General features: G+C 40.4%; 15 protein-coding genes, 7 tRNA genes, 1 pseudogene and 1 riboswitch. Of the genes and pseudogenes, 13 read left to right on the top strand and 10 right to left on the bottom strand.

Annotated features, from left to right (window positions below; genetic code table 11):
* The 3 genes and pseudogenes from Q0K35_RS06140 to Q0K35_RS06130 all read left to right on the top strand — a co-directional run.
* Positions 1-198, top strand: a pseudogene (locus tag Q0K35_RS06140) (V-type ATP synthase subunit A); the annotation flags it as partial.
* A gap of 14 nt (positions 199-212) precedes the next feature.
* On the top strand, positions 213-1,658 hold the full coding sequence (locus tag Q0K35_RS06135; RefSeq protein WP_294561785.1) for a V-type ATP synthase subunit B: 1,446 nt from the start codon (positions 213-215) through the stop codon (positions 1,656-1,658).
* Entirely contained in the window at positions 1,651-2,277 is a 627-nt protein-coding gene (locus Q0K35_RS06130; protein WP_294561784.1) for a V-type ATP synthase subunit D, read from the top strand. The genes Q0K35_RS06135 and Q0K35_RS06130 overlap by 8 nt, the downstream gene beginning before the upstream one ends.
* Before the next feature lie 662 nt (positions 2,278-2,939).
* Here Q0K35_RS06130 and groL read toward each other — a convergent pair.
* The 9 genes from groL to Q0K35_RS06085 form a co-directional block, all read right to left on the bottom strand.
* Complete coding sequence (groL, locus tag Q0K35_RS06125; protein WP_294561783.1) at positions 2,940-4,556, bottom strand: chaperonin GroEL; 1,617 nt, start codon at positions 4,554-4,556, stop codon at positions 2,940-2,942.
* 19 nt (positions 4,557-4,575) lie between these two features.
* Positions 4,576-4,836: a co-chaperone GroES gene (locus Q0K35_RS06120; RefSeq protein WP_071442615.1), complete on the bottom strand. Its 261-nt coding sequence runs from the start codon at positions 4,834-4,836 to the stop codon at positions 4,576-4,578.
* Between the two features lie 237 nt (positions 4,837-5,073).
* Positions 5,074-5,149, bottom strand: a tRNA-Phe gene (locus tag Q0K35_RS06115).
* A gap of 3 nt (positions 5,150-5,152) precedes the next feature.
* Positions 5,153-5,229: transfer RNA gene (locus Q0K35_RS06110), tRNA-Met, on the bottom strand.
* 26 nt (positions 5,230-5,255) lie between these two features.
* A tRNA-Ser gene (locus Q0K35_RS06105) sits at positions 5,256-5,346 on the bottom strand.
* Between the two features lie 15 nt (positions 5,347-5,361).
* Positions 5,362-5,438, bottom strand: a tRNA-Ile gene (locus Q0K35_RS06100).
* Positions 5,439-5,451: 13 nt separating this feature from the next.
* A tRNA-Met gene (locus Q0K35_RS06095) sits at positions 5,452-5,528 on the bottom strand.
* A gap of 7 nt (positions 5,529-5,535) precedes the next feature.
* Positions 5,536-5,612, bottom strand: a tRNA-Pro gene (locus tag Q0K35_RS06090).
* A 5-nt stretch (positions 5,613-5,617) separates the two neighbouring features.
* Positions 5,618-5,694: transfer RNA gene (locus Q0K35_RS06085), tRNA-Arg, on the bottom strand.
* A gap of 353 nt (positions 5,695-6,047) precedes the next feature.
* Positions 6,048-6,149: riboswitch (purine riboswitch) on the top strand.
* Positions 6,150-6,203: 54 nt separating this feature from the next.
* Here Q0K35_RS06085 and purE point away from each other — a divergent pair.
* Genes purE through Q0K35_RS06035 form a run of 10 tightly spaced genes read left to right on the top strand, consistent with a single transcriptional unit; the run spans position 6,204 to position 18,379 of the window.
* Positions 6,204-6,692, top strand: coding sequence for a 5-(carboxyamino)imidazole ribonucleotide mutase (gene purE, locus Q0K35_RS06080; RefSeq protein ID WP_294561782.1), 489 nt, complete (start codon positions 6,204-6,206; stop codon positions 6,690-6,692).
* An 8-nt stretch (positions 6,693-6,700) separates the two neighbouring features.
* Positions 6,701-10,396: a phosphoribosylformylglycinamidine synthase gene (locus Q0K35_RS06075; protein WP_294561781.1), complete on the top strand. Its 3,696-nt coding sequence runs from the start codon at positions 6,701-6,703 to the stop codon at positions 10,394-10,396.
* A gap of 15 nt (positions 10,397-10,411) precedes the next feature.
* Positions 10,412-11,119 carry a phosphoribosylaminoimidazolesuccinocarboxamide synthase gene (gene purC, locus Q0K35_RS06070; RefSeq protein WP_294561780.1) on the top strand — a complete coding sequence of 236 codons (708 nt, stop codon included), beginning with the start codon at positions 10,412-10,414 and terminating at the stop codon, positions 11,117-11,119.
* Between the two features lie 9 nt (positions 11,120-11,128).
* Positions 11,129-12,538 carry an amidophosphoribosyltransferase gene (gene purF, locus Q0K35_RS06065; protein WP_294561779.1) on the top strand — a complete coding sequence of 470 codons (1,410 nt, stop codon included), beginning with the start codon at positions 11,129-11,131 and terminating at the stop codon, positions 12,536-12,538.
* Between the two features lie 8 nt (positions 12,539-12,546).
* The gene (gene purM / locus Q0K35_RS06060) at positions 12,547-13,572 is read left to right on the top strand and encodes a phosphoribosylformylglycinamidine cyclo-ligase (protein WP_294561778.1); all 1,026 of its coding nucleotides are present in this window, start codon (positions 12,547-12,549) and stop codon (positions 13,570-13,572) included.
* Positions 13,569-14,141, top strand: a complete 573-nt coding sequence (gene purN / locus Q0K35_RS06055; RefSeq protein WP_294561777.1) for a phosphoribosylglycinamide formyltransferase — start codon at positions 13,569-13,571, stop codon at positions 14,139-14,141. The genes purM and purN overlap by 4 nt, the downstream gene beginning before the upstream one ends.
* Positions 14,138-15,676 carry a bifunctional phosphoribosylaminoimidazolecarboxamide formyltransferase/IMP cyclohydrolase gene (gene purH / locus Q0K35_RS06050; protein WP_294561776.1) on the top strand — a complete coding sequence of 513 codons (1,539 nt, stop codon included), beginning with the start codon at positions 14,138-14,140 and terminating at the stop codon, positions 15,674-15,676. The genes purN and purH overlap by 4 nt, the downstream gene beginning before the upstream one ends.
* On the top strand, positions 15,676-16,941 hold the full coding sequence (gene purD / locus Q0K35_RS06045) for a phosphoribosylamine--glycine ligase (RefSeq protein WP_294561775.1): 1,266 nt from the start codon (positions 15,676-15,678) through the stop codon (positions 16,939-16,941). Before purH ends, purD begins: the two co-directional genes overlap by 1 nt.
* A 48-nt stretch (positions 16,942-16,989) precedes the next feature.
* A complete protein-coding gene (srtB, locus tag Q0K35_RS06040; RefSeq protein WP_294561774.1) occupies positions 16,990-17,730 on the top strand; it encodes a class B sortase in 741 nt (246 codons plus the stop codon).
* 1 nt (position 17,731) lies between these two features.
* Positions 17,732-18,379, top strand: coding sequence for a rhodanese-like domain-containing protein (locus tag Q0K35_RS06035; protein WP_294561773.1), 648 nt, complete (start codon positions 17,732-17,734; stop codon positions 18,377-18,379).
* 59 nt (positions 18,380-18,438) lie between these two features.
* Here the strand turns inward: Q0K35_RS06035 and Q0K35_RS06030 are convergent, their stop codons facing one another.
* Positions 18,439-18,639, bottom strand: a complete 201-nt coding sequence (locus tag Q0K35_RS06030; RefSeq protein WP_294561772.1) for a cold-shock protein — start codon at positions 18,637-18,639, stop codon at positions 18,439-18,441.
* Positions 18,640-18,814 lie beyond the last annotated feature (175 nt).

The following is an 18,814-nucleotide window of genomic DNA, read 5'->3' as shown; positions in this document are numbered from 1 at the left end:
AAGATGATGGATGTGATCCTGCATCTTAATAAGCGATGCAAAGAATGTGTGGAAAAGGGAATACCGGTCAGCACGATTCTTTCATTGGGCTTATTTGAAAAAATCGTAAAGATGAAATATGATGTACCGAATAATGATCTTCATCTTCTTGATGATTATATCAAGGAAATTGATGAAAAGATCTTATCCATTCAATAGAAAGGAGGATGCTTGTGAGCTTGCGTTATAAAGGATTGAGTGAAATCAATGGACCTTTGGTTGTCTTGGATCACGTTCAAAATGCCAGTTTTGATGAAATTGTCGAGCTGGAGCTTGAGAACGGTTCAACGCGAACAGGTAGAATCGTTCAAATTGAAGGGGAAAAAGTGGTCATTCAGGTTTTTGAAGGAACCAATAAGATTTCATTGGTCAATACGACGACTCGACTGATGGGTCATCCGATGGAGCTGCCGCTTTCAAAAGAAATTTTGGGACGTACATTTAACGGAGCCGGTAAGCCGATCGATAATTTAGGAAATGTTTTTGCGGAAAAAAGGATGGATATCAACGGTCTGCCTTTAAATCCGGTCAGCCGTGTATATCCGCGTAATTATATCAATACAGGTATTTCCAGCATTGATGCACTGATGACATTGATTCGCGGACAGAAGCTGCCTATCTTTTCAGGCAGTGGTATGCCGCATAATCAATTGGCTGTACAGATCGTTAAACAGGCCAATATTGCTGATAAAGAGGGTGCAGGGTTCTGTATCGTATTTGCGGCAATGGGTGTTAAGAACGATGTTGCTGATTATTTTAAAAGAAGCTTTGAAGAAGCAGGAGTTATGGAGCGTGTCGTGATGTTTGTCAATCTGGCAAATGATCCGATCATTGAACGTATCCTGACGCCTCGCTGCGCTTTGACGGCTGCAGAGTATTTGGCATATGAAAAGGATATGCAGGTGCTTGTTATCCTTAGTGATATGACAAGCTATTGTGAAGCAGTCCGTGAATTCTCAAGCTCAAAGGGTGAAATTCCGGGACGTAAAGGATATCCGGGATATTTATATTCTGACTTGGCTTCTTTATATGAAAGAGCCGGTATCATCAAGGGAAGCAAGGGATCTGTTACCCAGATTCCGATCCTGACGATGCCTAATGATGATATTACGCACCCCGTACCGGACCTTACCGGATATATTACGGAAGGACAGATATCACTGGATCGAAACTTAGACCAGATGGGTATCTATCCGCCGGTAGGTGTACTGCCTTCTCTGTCACGTTTGATGAAGGATGGTATTGGTGAAGGTTATACGCGTGCCGATCATTCGGCATTAAGCAACCAGCTGTTTGCTTCTTATGCGAAGGTTTCGGATGCGAAAAGTCTGGCCAGCGTTATCGGTGAAGATGAACTAAGCGATATTGATAAAAAATATATGTTGTTTGGAAATTTATTTGAAGAACATTTTCTAAATCAAGGCTTTGACTGCAATCGAACGATTGATGAAACATTGGATCTTGGATGGAAGCTTTTATCCGTACTTCCAAAAAGTGAGCTGGATCGTGTTGATGATGAGGTTCTTGATAAATTCTATGATCATGAATCAGCAGTTCAGGAATTTGGATTAAAAGAAGAAAAACTCATCAAAGAATTGGAGAGATCCGTGAATGGCTAATCAGGTATTTCCGACAAAAGGAAATTTGATCGCATCAAAAAAATCTTTGGATCTTGCTTCGATGGGTTACGATCTGATGGATCGTAAGCGGAATATCCTGATTCGTGAAATGATGGAACAGGTCGATAATGTCAAGAAGATACGTGATGATATTGAAAAGGTATATGGTGAAGCCTATTATGCTTTATCTGAAGCGAATATGTCATTAGGTCTTATCAGTGATATTGTTGATGAGGTACCGATTGATAATGGGATCCATGTGACCTATCGTAGTGTAATGGGGGTTGAGCTTCCTAAGATCACTTATGATGAGCCGAGTCTTGAATTGACATATGGATTAGATCGAGCTAATTCAAAGCTGGATTATTGTTATCGCTGCTTTACAAAAGTTAAACAGCTAACGATCATTCTTGTACAGGTCGAAAATAGTGTTTACCGTTTGGCAAATGCTATCATGAAGACACAGAAACGAGCAAATGCGTTGAAAAATATCGTGATTCCGAATATGGAATCAACGGTTAAATTCATTACAGAATCACTGGAAGAAAAGGAAAGGGAAGAATTCTCCCGACAGAAGGTGATCAAATCGATGATGGATCGCAAAAAGGCAGGATCATAAGGATAGATCGTGCATTAACTGTTTGAAATAAGACAGAGAGGATCGATATGAAGTGAATTTCATAACGATCCTCTTTTATATTAGGAAATTTCAAATTCAAGGGGGTAAAAGGTCGAAAAAGCACCCTGACATAAAAGGTGCATTAAAAACAGGAATAGATGGAATGTTTTTATTCTTGCATTTATTATAGTAGTCGATCGTTATAACTTTAATGTTTTCGCATTTATAGCACACCGATGAGAAATGATCAGACCACATTCTTCTTTCACTGATTTTTCAATCAGCCATGAGGGATTCTTTTGAAAGAAAGAGGAAAGGAATCATAGAAAACCCGGCAGTCATGTGATTCACTGGAAGAAAGACGCATGATAAAGGTATGGGATCCTGCTATGAAAAATAATAAGCTGAATTGGAACATTTCGCCAATGCCTTACGAGATGAGAAGGTGTCAGTGGAATCATGCAGTAGGCAGGTATGCAGATAAGGAGTTACTTATTTGTATATGATTTTATTTTCTTGTATCTGTTTAATATAGATGATGATTTGATATAACAATAACCAGGAATGTGTATCCTGGTTATCGTATGTTTTAAGAATGATTTTTTATAATATAAAAAAAGATGATAGAGTTTGAATTCTATCATCTTATCTTAAGACTCGTATTAATACATCTGGTTTGGCATAGCAGCAGCTGTATCATTTTCAGACTTGATTTCAGCAATACCGGCCTCTGTTGTGATGAAGAGGGCAGAGATACTGGCAGCATTCAATAGAGCGCTTCTTGTGACTTTAGTAGGATCGATAATGCCCTTTTCAAACATATCTACCCATTCGCCTGTCTTCGCATCAAATCCGACATTCTTATCAGCTTTCTTCTGTGCTTCAATGATATCCTCAGAGTTATAACCGGAGTTTTCAGCAATCTGTGAAATTGGTGTAAACAGTGATTCCATCACGATGCTGATACCTTTTTGAACATCTCGGATATCGCTCTTCAATACAGGTTTTAATTCCTTGTAAGCCTCAACAAGAGCAGCACCGCCACCGATGACGATACCTTCGCTGACAGCAGCCTTGGTTGCATTCAATGCATCCTCGATACGCAGTTTCTTTTCTTTAAGCTCACTTTCAGTAGTAGCGCCTACTTTGATCGTAGCCACACCATTTGTCAGTTTACCTAGACGTTCCTTGAACTGTTTCTTATCATAATCACTTGTTGAAGTTTCGATACGTTTCTTGATTTCTTCAACACGTTCCATCACAGCTTCATTCTTTTCATTGCCGCTGATCAGAGTTGTAGAATCCTTTGTAACGATGATCTTCTTGATCGTTCCTAACTGATCAAGTGTTGCATCCTCAAGCTTCATATTCAAATCAGTATTGAAATAAGTAGCATTTGTCAAGGCAGCAATATCCATCAGCATTTCTTTTTGGTTATCGCCAAAGCCCGGAGCCTTTGTCGCAACGATATTGAACGTTCCTCTTAACTTATTTAAAACCAATGTTGAGATAACTTCGTTTTCATAATCTTCAGCAATCATCAGCAATGGACGATTTGTCTTGATGATCTGTTCCAAAATAGGCAGGATTTCCTGAATGTTATTGATCTTCTGGTTGGTAACTAATACATAAGGGTTATCCATTTCAACCTGCATCTTTTCGCGATCGCTGACCATATAAGGTGAAACATATCCTTTGTCATACTGCATACCTTCGCTGATTTCAAGCTCATCATCAAAACCGTTTGATTCATCGACATTGATGATACCGTCTTTTCCAACCTTATCCATAGCTTTCGCAATCAAATCACCGATTTCCTTGCTGCCGGATGAGATGGAAGCAACAGAAGCAATATCACTGTTTGTTTCAACTGTATGAGAATTCTTCAAAATTGTTTTCGCAACTTCCTTGCTGGCATATTCGATACCTTCACGCATCAATACCGGGTTATATCCGTTATCAACAGCTTTGATGCCCTGATTGATCATGCTTCTTGCAAGAATCGTAGCTGTTGTCGTTCCATCACCAGCGACATCATTTGTGTTGTTGGCAACTTCATAAACGAGCTTAGCACCCATATTTTCAAATTTATCTTCTAATTCGATTTCTTTGGCAATCGTTACACCATCATTTGTGATGAGCGGGGAACCATAGCTTTTCTCCAATACGACATTTCTTCCTTTAGGACCCAGTGTAACGCATACTGCGTCTGCGAGCGTATTCACACCCTTCAACATGCTTTTACGTGCATCATTTGAATATCTTACTTCTTTGCTCATTTTTTATTCCTCCCTTTAGTTACTCTACAATAGCTAATATGTCTTTTTCTTCAATGACAACATAATCTTCATGATCTAAAGTAATGCTTGTTCCGGAATATTCCTTGTAAACGACACGATCATTTTCTTTGATCTCGGATTCACATTTAGGACCTTTTGCTAATACTTTGCCAACACTTGGCATCTTCTTGTTTTCTGTTGTTAAAATAATACCACTTGAAGTCTTGTTTTCAATTTCTTCTTTTTTTAATACGACCTGATTGTGTAATGGCTTTAGCATAAAATTAATCACTCCTTATTTTTAGCACTCGCCAAAACTAAGTGCTAGTATATTTATACCACGTTGTTAGCAATCTGTCAATATGACTGCTAACATTTTTTTAAAAACTTTTTAAAATCAGATGATTCATCTGCATATGAGAAGATTTGACTGATGAAAATGTCGGAAAAAAGAGAAATAGGGAAATATATAAAAAAAGCGAAAGCATTCATATAAAGGCTTTCGCTAATCTTCGAATGGTGGTTTCGGGCAGAATCGAACTGCCGACACACGGATTTTCAGTCCGTTGCTCTACCGACTGAGCTACGAAACCATTTGGTTGCGGGAGAAGGATTTGAACCAACGACCTTCGGGTTATGAGCCCGACGAGCTACCAGACTGCTCCATCCCGCGATGTGTAAATAAATTTTTTTAGGAAATGGCGGAGGAACTGGGATTCGAACCCAGGCGCCGGTTTCCCGACCTACCGGTTTTCAAGACCGGACCCTTCAGCCACTTGGGTATTCCTCCACTATTTAACTAAAATGGTGGACCATGTAGGACTTGAACCCACGACCCACCGGTTATGAGCCGGATGCTCTAACCAACTGAGCTAATGGTCCAGGTTTAAATATATGGTGGCGGGGATGGGACTCGAACCCATGACCTTCCGGGTATGAACCGGATGCTCTAGCCAACTAAGCTACCCAGCCAAATTAATGGTCGGGATGACAGGATTCGAACCTGCGACCCCTTGATCCCAAATCAAGTGCACTACCAAGCTGTGCTACATCCCGTTAAATGGCGCGCCGTACAGGAATCGAACCCACAACCTTTTGATCCGTAGTCAAACGCTCTATCCAGTTGAGCTAACGGCGCATTTTAGCACTAATCAGTGCCTATATATAATAACCTAGCTTTCCTTAAATTGCAAGAACTTTTTTAAAAAAATTTATTTAATGTGCAAGAAATTTGAAAAAATGCAGCGTTCTTTGTGTAAAATATCAATTTTATCGATATTCTTTATCCTTAATGTTCATATTATGGATTAAATATAAAAGATAACATTAGAAACTTAATATAAATTCTAAATATATGTTTTCATCATTTATAAAATGTGTTAGAATAATGTTGAAAGTGAGGGTGATAGCATGTTCTTAAATTTAAATGTATCTCAGTCATTTTCAGAAAATTATATATTGAAATCATAGATGTTTTTGACGCATCTATTTTTTCTTTTATTGGTTTTGAATTGTATAATCGTGAGGATATGGCTCACAAGTTTCTACCGCTTTTCCGTAAAAAAAGCGACTACAAAGCAAAAGTCTTTTTTGTTTTGTGGACATTAGATTTCTAATGTCTTTTTATATTTAAAGAAGGAGAGAAAGATGGAAAGAAAACCGTTGGTGGGAATCGTAATGGGTTCCATGAGTGATTTTGACTGTGTTGTGGAAACAACAAAGCTTTTGGAGGAATTTGATATTCCTTATGAAAAGATCGTATTAAGTGCACACCGTACTCCGGATGAAACGATGGCTTATGCAAAGAGCGCTTATGAAAGAGGATTGAAGATCATCGTAGCTGCGGCAGGCGGAGCAGCACATCTGGCAGGAGTTATTGCGGGATGTACTACGCTTCCGGTCATCGGTATTCCTATTAAGACAAGCACGCTGGATGGTTTGGATTCATTATTAAGCATCGTTCAGATGCCGGCAGGTGTTCCGGTTGCTACCGTTGCGATCGGTAAAGCGGGAGCTAAGAATGCCGCTGTGCTTTGTGCGACGATTTTGGGTGCTTTTGATGAAAAGTATCACCAGAAGATGCTGGAGCATAAAGAAAGCATGAAACGGAATGTGCTTGAAAATATGAAATTCTAGGAGGAAACATGAAGGTTAGCGAGAGAGTATTCGTTGAGAAAAAAGAAGGATTTCAAGTTGAGGCCAAAGATCTTTTTGCACAGTTAAAAGAGAATTTTCATATTCAGCCTTCTTCGATGCGTCTGGTGAATGTCTACGATGTTTTTAACATTGAAAAAGATATTCTTGAAAAGGCCAAGGCAACGGTTTTTAGTGAGCCGGTCGTTGATGTTGTTTTAGAGGATGTAGAAGCTTCAGGCATGAATGTGATTGCGATAGAAACGCTTCCGGGGCAGTATGATCAAAGAGCCGATAGTGCCATGCAGTGTGTTAAGCTGTTAGATCCGACGGACAGCTGTGTGATCACCAGCGGTAAGCTTTTGATCTTTGACTGTGATCTAAGTGAAGAAGAATATGAGAAGGTTTCTCACTATGTGATCAATCCTATTGAAACAAGAAAGAAGAATATGGATGTATTAAGCATTGACTCAAATGTCGATGTGAAACCTTTAAAAGATTATAGTGGATTTATCGGGTTGAATGAAGGACAGATCGAAGACTTTCTGAAAGAAGAAGGGCTTGCAATGTCCAAAGAAGATCTTTTGATGGTTCAGGATTATTTTAAGAATACTGAAAAAAGAGATCCAAGCGAAACTGAAATCCGGGTCTTAGATACTTACTGGTCGGATCATTGTCGTCATACGACTTTTGAAACCTGTCTGAAAGATATCAAGATCACGACTTCACGTTTCAAAGAAGACATTCAGACGGCATTAGATCGTTATATGGAATTAAGAAAAGAGAACGGACGTTGTGAAAAGCCGATCACTTTAATGGATATGGCTACGATCAATGCGAGAGATCTGAGAAATAAGAAAATGGCGGATGAAGTTGAAGTCAGTGAAGAGATTAATGCCTGCAGCGTCTTTATTGACGTGGATCATGATGGCGTCATGGAAAAATGGCTGCTTCAGTTTAAAAATGAAACGCATAATCATCCAACGGAAATTGAGCCGTTCGGTGGTGCCAGCACTTGTATCGGAGGAGCGATCCGCGATCCTTTGAGTGGCCGGAGCTATGTCTATCAGGCAATGCGTATCAGTGGCAGCGGTAATGTTTTAGAAAGTATTGAAAAGACGATGGAAGGCAAGCTTCCGCAGAAAGTAATTTCTAAGAAGGCAGCACAGGGAAATTCCTCTTATGGCAATCAGATCGGTCTGCCGACAACTTTCGTACGTGAGATCTATCATGATTCTTATGTCGCAAAACATATGGAGGTAGGAGCTGTCGTTGGTGCCAGCAAGGTTGAGAACGTACGAAGAGAAACACCTGTAAATAAAGATGTCGTCATCTTATTAGGTGGGCGTACCGGACGTGATGGTATCGGTGGTGCTACCGGCTCCAGCAAGGAACATAATGTAAAATCATTGGAGGTCTGTGCAAGTGAAGTACAGAAAGGAAATGCTCCTGAAGAAAGAAAAATTCAGCGTTTATTCAGAAATGAAGCGTGTACGAAATTAATTAAAAAGTGTAACGATTTTGGCGCAGGCGGTGTCTGTGTGGCCATTGGTGAGCTGGCAAGCGGCTTAAAGATCAATCTTGATTTGGTGCGTACGAAATATGCTGGTTTGAATGCGACAGAAATTGCCATCAGTGAAAGTCAGGAAAGAATGGCGGTTGTAGTTGCCGCTGATGATGCAGACAGATTCATATCTATGGCTGAGGCTGAAAATCTGGAAGCCTATGTAGTGGCTGTTGTCAATGATTCCAACCGTTTGGTCATGGAATATCATGGTGAAGTAGTTGTTGATCTGGCCCGTGATTTTATTGATACGAGCGGAGCACGCCAACATGCTGATGTGAATATTGAAACATTATCAGGTAAGAATCCATTTAGAAGCGAACTTGAATGCAATGAAGAAAATATCTGTCACATTCTTTCTGATATGAATGTTGCCTCACAAAAAGGATTGGCAGAAATGTTCGATGCTTCGATCGGAAGTACGACCGTTTTGATGCCGTTTGGCGGAAAAACGCAGCTGACACCTGCTCAGGCAAGCGTTCAAAAGCTTCCGGTACTTGATGGCAGGACCAAAACCTGTTCCATTCTTACATATGGCTTTGACCCGGAGGTCATGGAGTATTCTTGCTTCGTCGGCGCTCAAAACAGCGTCCTGCAATCTATGGCCAAGGTTATTGCTGTCGGTGGCAAGATGGAGCATATCCATTTCTCATTTCAGGAATATTTTGAGCGTTTAGGAAAGAATGAGCGTTCATGGGGAAAGGTAACAGAGGCGTTATTAGGAGCGATTGCCGTTCAGGATAAATTTAAGATTGCAGCCATCGGCGGTAAAGATTCAATGTCAGGTACTTTCCAGGATATTTCCGTCGTACCTACATTAATTTCCTTTGCTTGTGCGCATGGTGATGTAGATAACATTATTTCCAATGAACTAAAAGGAAAGGGTCATGTGTTAAGTCTTGTTGCTCCTGTATTTGATTTTGAAAAATTTGATTTAGATAGCGTTCAAAAAACATTCGAAGAAATGGAACGTCTGATTCAGTCCAAAAAGGTACTCGCCTGCAGCGTCATTGAAAAAGGCGGTGCGGCAGCAACCTTGTTTCAGATGGCGTTTGGCAATATGATCGGTTTTGATGTCAAACTAAAACATGTCTTTGATTTTATGCCGGCCTGCTTTATCGTCGAAAGTGAAGAAGCATTGGACAGTGAATATGCAGTAATCATTGGTCATACCTCTGATAAGGTGCGCATCAATGGTATTGAGGTTGATATGGACAAGGCTGCAGAGGCTTATATGTCAACTTTTGAAAAATTATATCCAACGGTTTCCCAAAGCAGCAAAGCGTTGATTCCTTATCATGACACAGTATCAAAACAAGTATTTAAATCCAGGCATTTAGTGGATGAGGTACATGTCTGCATTCCAGTCTTCCCGGGTACTAACTGTGAATACGATACGGCACGTGCTTTTGAGGAAGAGGGAGCCATTACCCATATCTTTGTATTCAGAAATGAAACCGAGCAGATGATTTTTGACAGTATTGATGAGTTGGTGGAACTTTTAGGTCAATGTCAGATCCTGGCGTTCCCAGGCGGTTTTTCAAGTGGTGATGAACCGGATGGCAGTGCCAAGTTTATCGTGAATGTGCTGCAGAATGAGAAGGTCAAGAAGGCGGTTCATGATCTTTTGGATCGTGATGGCTTGATCTTAGGTATCTGCAATGGCTTCCAGGCATTGGTGAAATCAGGATTGCTGCCTTATGGAAGAATCAGGACGCTGGATGAGAGTGCGCCGACACTGTTTAGAAATGATATCAACCGTCATATCTCAACGATCGTTCATACACGCGTGGCCAGCAATCATTCGCCATGGCTTGCTCATGAACAGGTAGGCGATGTGTATTCCATTGCTGTCAGTCATGGAGAAGGCAAGTTTGTCGTGAGTGAAGAACTGGCGGAAGAGCTTTTTGAAAAGGGATGTGTTGCTTTCCAGTATTGTGACGATGAGGGAAGGCTTAGCTATGATTCACATAGCAATGTCAATGGTTCTTGTTATGCCATTGAAGGCATAACGTCCTTTGATGGTCACATCCTAGGAAAAATGGGTCATTCCGAAAGATATTTCAATGATGTGTTTAAGAATATTCCGGGCAAGAAGAAACAAAGTATTTTTGCCAGCGGTGTTCAATATTTTAAAAAATAGGTGAGGAGAGAAAAAATGGAAAAAAGAGAATTTTTTTATGAAGGTAAGGCAAAACAGATTTATGCCACGGATGATCCGGATAAGATCATCATTCATTACAAGGATGATGCCACGGCTTTTAATGGTGAAAAGAAGGGACAAATTGAAAATAAAGGCTATTTGAATAATCAGATCAGTTATATCATTTTCAAGAAACTGGAAGAAAAGGGAATCAAGACACATTTGATCGAAAAGCTGAATGACCGTGATCAGCTTTGTCGTAAAGTTTCCATCATTCCCTTAGAAGTGATCGTACGTAATTATATTGCCGGAAGCATGTCGAAACGCTTAGGTATCGAAGAGGGAACGAAGCCGGACAATGTGATTTATGAGATCTGTTACAAGGATGATGATCTGGGAGATCCGCTGATCAATGATCACCATGCCGTTGCATTGAAGGCAGCAACCTATGATGAGTTAAAGAAGATCTATGAAATGACAAAGACGATCAATGAAGTGATGGTCGATATGTGGGATCGTTTAGGAATTATTCTTGTAGATTTTAAAATTGAATTTGGACGTACATCGGATGGTGAAATCGTGTTGGCGGATGAAATTTCACCGGATACTTGTCGTCTGTGGGATAAGGAAACAAAAGAAAAGCTTGATAAGGATCGTTTCCGTAGAAATCTTGGAAATGTAGAGGATGCTTATCAGGAAATTTTAAAGAGATTATCAAATTAAGGAGAAATTATGAATCAGCAAATCTATCAGGATCAGGAAATTCATGAAGAATGTGGGGTCTTTGGTGTTTTCAATGTCGATAAGGCAAGTGAGCTTACCTATTATGCGCTTCATGCCATGCAGCATCGTGGCCAGGAAGGCTGCGGCATCGTTTCGACAGACGGTGAGAAGCTGTATGGACATCGTGGCATGGGACTGGTCAAAGAAACCTTTCATGAACAGGAGCTTAGAGCCTGCAAGGGAAATGTTGCGATCGGACATGTTCGTTACTCAACAGCCGGAGGCAGTGGTCCAAATAATGTTCAACCGTTCATGTTCAATCACTCAACAGGTGATTTTGGATTATGTCATAACGGAAATATCGTAAATTCTAAACAGATTCGTGAAAAGCTGGAAAGAAACGGTTCCATCTTTCAGTCAACGAGCGATACCGAAATTCTCGCTCATCTTGTAAAGAAGAATGCGACTCGTTCAAGACTTGAATCGATCAAGGAAGCCTTGAATATTCTGATTGGCGGTTTTGCATTTCTGATCATTACCAAAGATAAATTATATGCCATGCGTGATAAAAATGGTCTTCGTCCGCTTTCGATCGGTAAGCTGCAGGACGGCTATGTGATCAGTAGTGAAACATGTGCGTTTGATGTTATCGGTGCGGAATTTATCAGAGATGTCTTGCCGGGAGAAATCGTTACTTTTTCAAAAAATAAAGTATCTTCATGCTTTTATACGGAAGATACCTGCAGTAAGATTTGTGCGATGGAGTATATTTATTTTTCAAGGCCTGACAGTGATATCTGTGGGATCAATGTCCACGCTTCACGAAAGATGGCAGGGAAGGTATTGGCTCAGGAAGCACCTGTGGATGCCGATATCGTAATCGGAGTACCTGATTCCAGTTTGAGTGCGGCAGTTGGTTATGCGGAAGAGAGCGGTATTCCTTATGAGGTAGGCTTGATCAAAAATAAATATATGGGAAGGACCTTTATTGAACCGAGTCAGGAATTGCGTGACAAAGGTGTTCGTATGAAGCTTTCACCGGTCAGAAGCATCGTTAAGGGCAAACGGATCATCTTGATCGATGATTCGATCGTTCGTGGTACGACTTCGACAAAGATCGTAAAGATGCTTCGTGATATGGGAGCCAGCGAGGTACATATGAGAATTGCTTCTCCGCCTATGATCTCTCCTTGCTTCTATGGTGTGGATACGAGCACTTATGATGAACTGATCAGTGCCTTCCACAATGTCGAAGAGGTAAGAAAGATCACGGGCTGTGATTCTTTGGCATTTATTTCAATGGAAGGTTTGAAACGGGCCATTGGCTTGAATGATATGTGTATGGCATGCTTCAGCGGAAATTATCCGACAGAATTATTTGATTCGATCAAGGATGCCAATAAGGAAACAAAATTCTAGGAGGATATATGAGCGAACAATATAAGAGTGCCGGAGTAGATCTGGAAGCAGGCTATGAGTCTGTGGAACGAATCAAAAAACATATTTCTGCGACCCATCGTTTAGGTGTGATGGGAAATATCGGTTCCTTTGGAGGATTGTTTGATTTAAGCGCCTTGCACTATAAAAATCCCGTGCTGGTCAGTGGTACGGATGGTGTCGGAACAAAACTGAAGCTGGCATTTATGATGGATAAGCATGATACGATCGGTCAGGATGTCGTGGCAATGTGCGTCAATGATGTTCTGGCTCAGGGAGCCCAGCCTTTGCTCTTTTTAGATTATATTGCCGTTGGTAAGAATCATCCGGAAAAGATCGAGGCTATCGTGAAGGGTGTCAGTGATGGCTGTGTCTTGGCAAATTGTGCTTTGGTCGGTGGTGAAACGGCCGAAATGCCGGATATGTATGATGAGGATGAATATGATGTGGCCGGTTTTACCGTTGGTGTTGTCGAAAAGGATCAGATCATCGATGGTTCAAAAACGAAGGCAGGTGACGTTGTCATCGGTTTAGCAAGCTCAGGTGTTCATTCGAATGGTTTTTCATTGGTGCGCAAGCTTATTTTCAAGGATCATGATCTGGATTTATCAAAGACTTATGAGGGACTTTCTCAATCGCTTGGTGAAACTTTGTTAACGCCGACACGCATTTATGTGAAAGCAGTCAGCGAAGTATTCAAAAAGGTTGATGTGCATGGGGTTGCTCATATTACCGGTGGTGGTTTCCATGAAAATATGCCACGCTGTTTGAATAAGGGATTAGGCATTGAAATTGAAAAGGGCAGCTGGGAAGTATTGGAAGTCTTCCGCTTCTTACAGAAGCTTGGCAATATTGAAGAAGATGAGATGTATCATGTATTTAATATGGGTATTGGTATGATCCTTGTCGTGGATGAAAATGATGTTGATGCTGCTTTATCCGTTTTAAAGGATATGGGTGAAAAGGCTTCAGTGATCGGTAAGGTCGTCGATCAGGAAGGAATTTCATTCAAATGAAAAACATAGCTGTTTTCGCAAGTGGTACAGGAACGAATTTCGAAGCCATTCAGAAAGCGATCGAAGATCATAAACTAGAAGCATCAATCGAATGTGTCGTTGCCGATCATGTAGACGCAAAGGTCGTTGAAAAAGCCCGAAAGAAAAATATTGAGGTCTTTGCCTTTGATCCAAAAAGCTATCCTTCGAAAAAGGATTATGAAAAAGAAATCGTTGCGCTGCTTGAACGAAAAAATGTGGCTTTGATCGTACTGGCAGGTTATATGCGTTTATGTGGTGAAGTGCTTTTAAATGCCTATGAAGGAAGAATTATCAATATTCATCCATCGCTCTTGCCGGCATTTAAAGGAAAGGATGCGATCGGACAGGCAATTGATTATGGTGTCAAGGTCATGGGTGTTACGATTCATTATGTGGACAGCGGCATGGACAGCGGTAAGATTATTGCCCAGAAAAGCTTTGATGTTGAAGAAAATATGAACAGAGAGGAAATTGAAGCATCTATTCATGCGATTGAACATGTGCTTTATCCAGCTGTGATTCAAAAATTATTGGAGGAAATGAAATGAAAAAGCGTGCTTTAGTAAGTGTAAGTGATAAGACAAATCTGATTCCTTTTGTGAAAGGATTGGTTGAATGCGGCTATGAGATCATTTCTACAGGCGGAACCTATAAGGTGTTAAAGGAAGCAGGAATTGATTGTTTGGGGATTGAAGAGGTTACACATTTTCCGGAAATTCTGGATGGACGTGTCAAGACATTGCATCCGATGGTTCATGGAGGATTGTTGGCAGTCCGTGATCTGGAAAGCCATCAAAAACAATTAAAAGAAAATCATATTGAAACGATTGATCTTGTTTGTGTCAATCTTTATCCATTCAAGCAGACGATTTCTAAAGAAGGCTTTACACATGCCGAGGCCATTGAAAATATTGATATCGGCGGACCTAGCATGTTAAGAAGTGCCGCAAAGAATCATGCATATGTCACAGTAGTTTGTGATGTGAAGGATTATGACCAGGTTTTAAAAGAAATCAAAGAAAATGGTGATACGAGTCTTACAACCCGTCAGCGTTTAGCAGCGAAGGTTTTCCGTACGACAGCCAGCTATGATGCTTTGATCGCCCAGTATATGAGTGATTATGTCCATGAAGAAAATCCTGAAACATTGACGATGACCTTTGATTTGAAACAGACATTGCGTTATGGTGAGAATCCACATCAAAAAGCAAGCTTTTACAGTGAGATGTTTACGACACCTTATTCGCTTTGTTCTGCAAAGCAGCTGCATGGCAAAGAGCTTTCATATAATAATATTCAGGATGCAAATGCAACGTTAGAGATCTTGCGTGATTTTGAAGGAAGCAGTGCAGTTGTTGCGGTCAAGCATATGAATCCATGTGGCATTGGTGTGGCCGGAGATCTTTATACTGCCTGGAGGAAGGCTTATGAGGCTGATACGACAAGCATTTTTGGAGGTATCGTTGCTTTTAATGAAACTGTTACGGTACAGATTGCGGAAGAATTAAGCAAGATGTTCTTAGAAATTATTTTAGCGCCGGCTTTTGAAGAAGAAGCTTTTGAAATTTTAAGCCGTAAGAAAAACATTCGTCTGATGACTTTCACAAAAGAAGCTCAGCGGGAATATGTACGCAAGTTTGTTTCGGTGAGCGGCGGCGTTTTGGTTCAGGAAACCGATCGTGCCGTGACGACAGCCAAGGACTGCAAATGTGTTACTGAAAAGCAGCCGACAGAAAAAGAAATGGAAGATCTGCTGTTTGGCTTCAAGGTCGTAAAACATGTGAAATCAAATGCGATCGTGATCGTCAAGGATGGTCAGACATTAGGTGTCGGTGCCGGACAGATGAACCGTGTGGGTGCGGCGAAGATTGCTTTGGAACAGGCTGGTGAAAAAGCCCGTGGTGCGGTATTGGCCAGTGATGCTTTCTTCCCGATGGATGATACGGTCAAGTTAGCCAGTGAATATGGTATCAGCGCCATCATTCAGCCGGGCGGATCAATCAGAGATGAAGACTCGATCAAAGCCTGCAACGAGAATCAGGTATCGATGGTGTTTACGGGCAAACGCCATTTCAAACACTAATGGCTAAGGTATTGGTGATCGGCAGTGGCGGACGTGAACATGCCCTTTGTTATAAGTTTGCTCAAAGCCCGTATGTTGAGCAGGTATATGTTGCCAGTGGCAACGGAGGCATGGATGATGTCGCAACTGTTGCAGATATCGATATTTTAGATTTTGAGAGCCTGATTGCCTTCGCAAAAGAAAATAAGATCGATCTGACTTTTGTAGGTCCGGAGATTCCTTTATGTGCAGGAATTACAGATGCTTTTCAAAAAGCAGGGCTGAATATTTTTGGACCAACAAAGGCGGCAAGCCAGTTGGAAGGAAGCAAGTGCTTTGCCAAGGATATGATGCATAAATATAATATTCCGACAGCCAAGTATGCCAGTTTTGATGACTATGAAAAAGCAAAGGCTTATCTATCCGCTCAAAAATGCCCGATCGTTTTAAAAGCCGATGGGCTGGCAGCCGGAAAAGGAGTCATCATCGCCTCTACGATGGAAGAAGCCCAAAACAGCTTAAAAGATATGATGTGCAATGATTTATTTAAAGATGCCGGGACTTCTTTGGTCATTGAAGAATACCTTGAAGGAGAAGAATTTTCACTCTTTGCTTTTGTTAATGGCAAGGATGTTTATCCGATGCAGATCGCTCAGGATCATAAGCGTGCCTTTGACCATGATCAAGGTTTAAATACAGGCGGTATGGGTGCTTATACACCTGTGGCTCATATTCCTCAAAGTGCTGTTGATGAAGCGATGGAAAAGGTGATGAAGCCTATTGCAGAAGCGATGGTTTTAGAAGGAATGCCTTATCAAGGTGTCCTTTATGGCGGCTTTATGCTTACGGACGATGGTGTCAAAACGATCGAGTTTAATTGCCGTTTCGGTGATCCGGAAAGTGAAGTAGTCTTACAGGCGATGACAAGTGACCTGTATCAGACGATCGTGGATGTCATGGCTCATAAAAAACCAATCATTACATTCTCCAAAGATGCTTTTTTAGGTGTTGTATTGGCAGCTGAAGGATATCCGCAGAGCTATCAGAAAAATATTGATCTAAGTGATCTGACATTGACCTCACCGACATGTTTCCATATGGGAACCAAGAAAACAGATAAGGGTCTTGTTTCAAGCGGGGGAAGGGTACTGTTCATTTCACAGAGTGCGCCTACTTTAAAAGAAGCAAAACAGAAAACCTATGCTTTGATAGAAAAGATTCAAAGAGAAGGCTTATTTTATCGAAGTGATATCGGAGATCGTGAATTATCGAAAGAAACTGCTTGACAGTTTCTTTTTTTTAATGAATCGTTTATAATAATCAAAGGTGATAACATGAAAAGAATTTTAAGAAATATATTACTTGTTTTATGTATCGGTGTATTTTGTTTTTCACTCTATAAAATCGTTACTTATTACTATGAAGGTTATCAGTCAGAAAAAAGAATCGGTGAGCTGCTTTCACAGGTAAAAGAAGATGATGGCAGGACGATGAGCTTTGTGGAAAAATATGGAGATCTTTTGAAGCAGAATAGCGATATGATCGGGTGGATCACCATTGAAGATACCAAAGTCAATTATCCGGTCATGCAGACGCCCGATGATGAGGAATTTTATTTGAGAAGAAATTTTGATAAAGAGTATGAATTCAGAGGAACTCCTTTTGTCAATGCAAATGCCAATCTTCAGGATGAGGATGACAATATGATCATTTATGCACATAACATGGATGATGGCACGATGTTTGGTGATCTCAGGAAATTTACTGATTATAATTTCTATGAAACGCATAAGACGTTTGAATTTGATACGATTTATCATAACTCAACTTATGAGATTTTTGCGGTATTTAAAACTGTGGATGATCCGGATCATGAGCTTTATATCGATTACTATACTTTTTTCAATGCTGAAGATGAAGAAAGCTTTAATGAACAGATTCAAAAATATAAGCGGGCTGCTTATTATGATACAGGTATCACACCCCAGTATGGGGATAAGCTGTTGACCTTGTCAACCTGTGAGTATTCAAATGATAACGGACGCTTGGTGGTTGTCGCAAGGAAGGTGAACTGACATGAAAAAAGGTGATGTAATTGAATATACCGATGAACATCAAAATGGCAGGGAGATATTCAATGAAGTGTATATCATGCGGTATGCAGATAAAAGAGCAAAATATGAATGGAATCTATTTTTATATGTCCAGCTGTTGATATTTGTATTAGCGATGATCTTAAATTATTTCTTTACGTCCTATATGCCTTACATTCTTGCCGCAACGATCGTTCTGTTTATTATCTGTTATTATATGAACACGAAAAAAAGAAGAGAAATGCTGGCAAAGGGGCGGATCAAGAAGGTCTGTTTGACTAATGCTCAGCGAGGTGTTCATGGTTATATGACGATCAAGCCGGCTACGGCTTATGAAATCATGAAGGAGGACTGCCTGATCATTGAAGTCAGTATGCGTGAATATTATGATGAAATGCATGTACCAGAAGCGATTTCGATCCCTTTGGAGATCCTTTCTGATAAGATTGATGAGATGGGTCTGGATGTCAATAAGACGATCCTTGTATATGGCCGAGAAGAAGAAAAAAGTAAGCAGGGTGCACAGCTGTTGGCTGATAAAGGATTTAAAGATGTTTATGCGTTTGGCTCGATCATGGATTGGCCATATGATGTTGTTTTACAAGAAGAAAATGAGGCAAGTCTTGCATGATTTGTCTTTTTTTATAGAAAAAGCGAACAAATCACAAGGATCTGTTCGCTTTGAGCAAGCTAGATGACAGTGACATCACTTGCCTGTGGTCCGCGTTCTTTTTCAACAACTTCATAACTGACGGTCTGACCTTCTTCTAAAGTCTTGAAACCTTCAGAATTGATAGCTGAGAAATGAACAAAAATGTCTTTGCCTGTTTCGTCTGTGATGAATCCATAGCCTTTTTCAGCATTGAACCATTTTACTTTTCCAGTTTTCATCGTTGTACCTCCTTACCCGAACAAGAAGCACACTCAAGAATTTAAATATTATTATTGAGTTCATACCTTTACTGCTAGCTTTTTTGATAACGTAAAAAATATTGCTTTTATTCAATTTAATTATGACAGTTGTCTAATCACTTGTCAATTGTTTTCTTTTGTTGTGAAAAAATGT

Source organism: uncultured Traorella sp., from assembly GCF_944327115.1.
GTDB lineage: Bacteria > Bacillota_I > Bacilli_A > Erysipelotrichales > Erysipelotrichaceae > Traorella.
The sequence above is the reverse complement of the archived record's forward strand: the minus strand, read 5'-3'. Positions and strand labels throughout refer to the sequence as shown.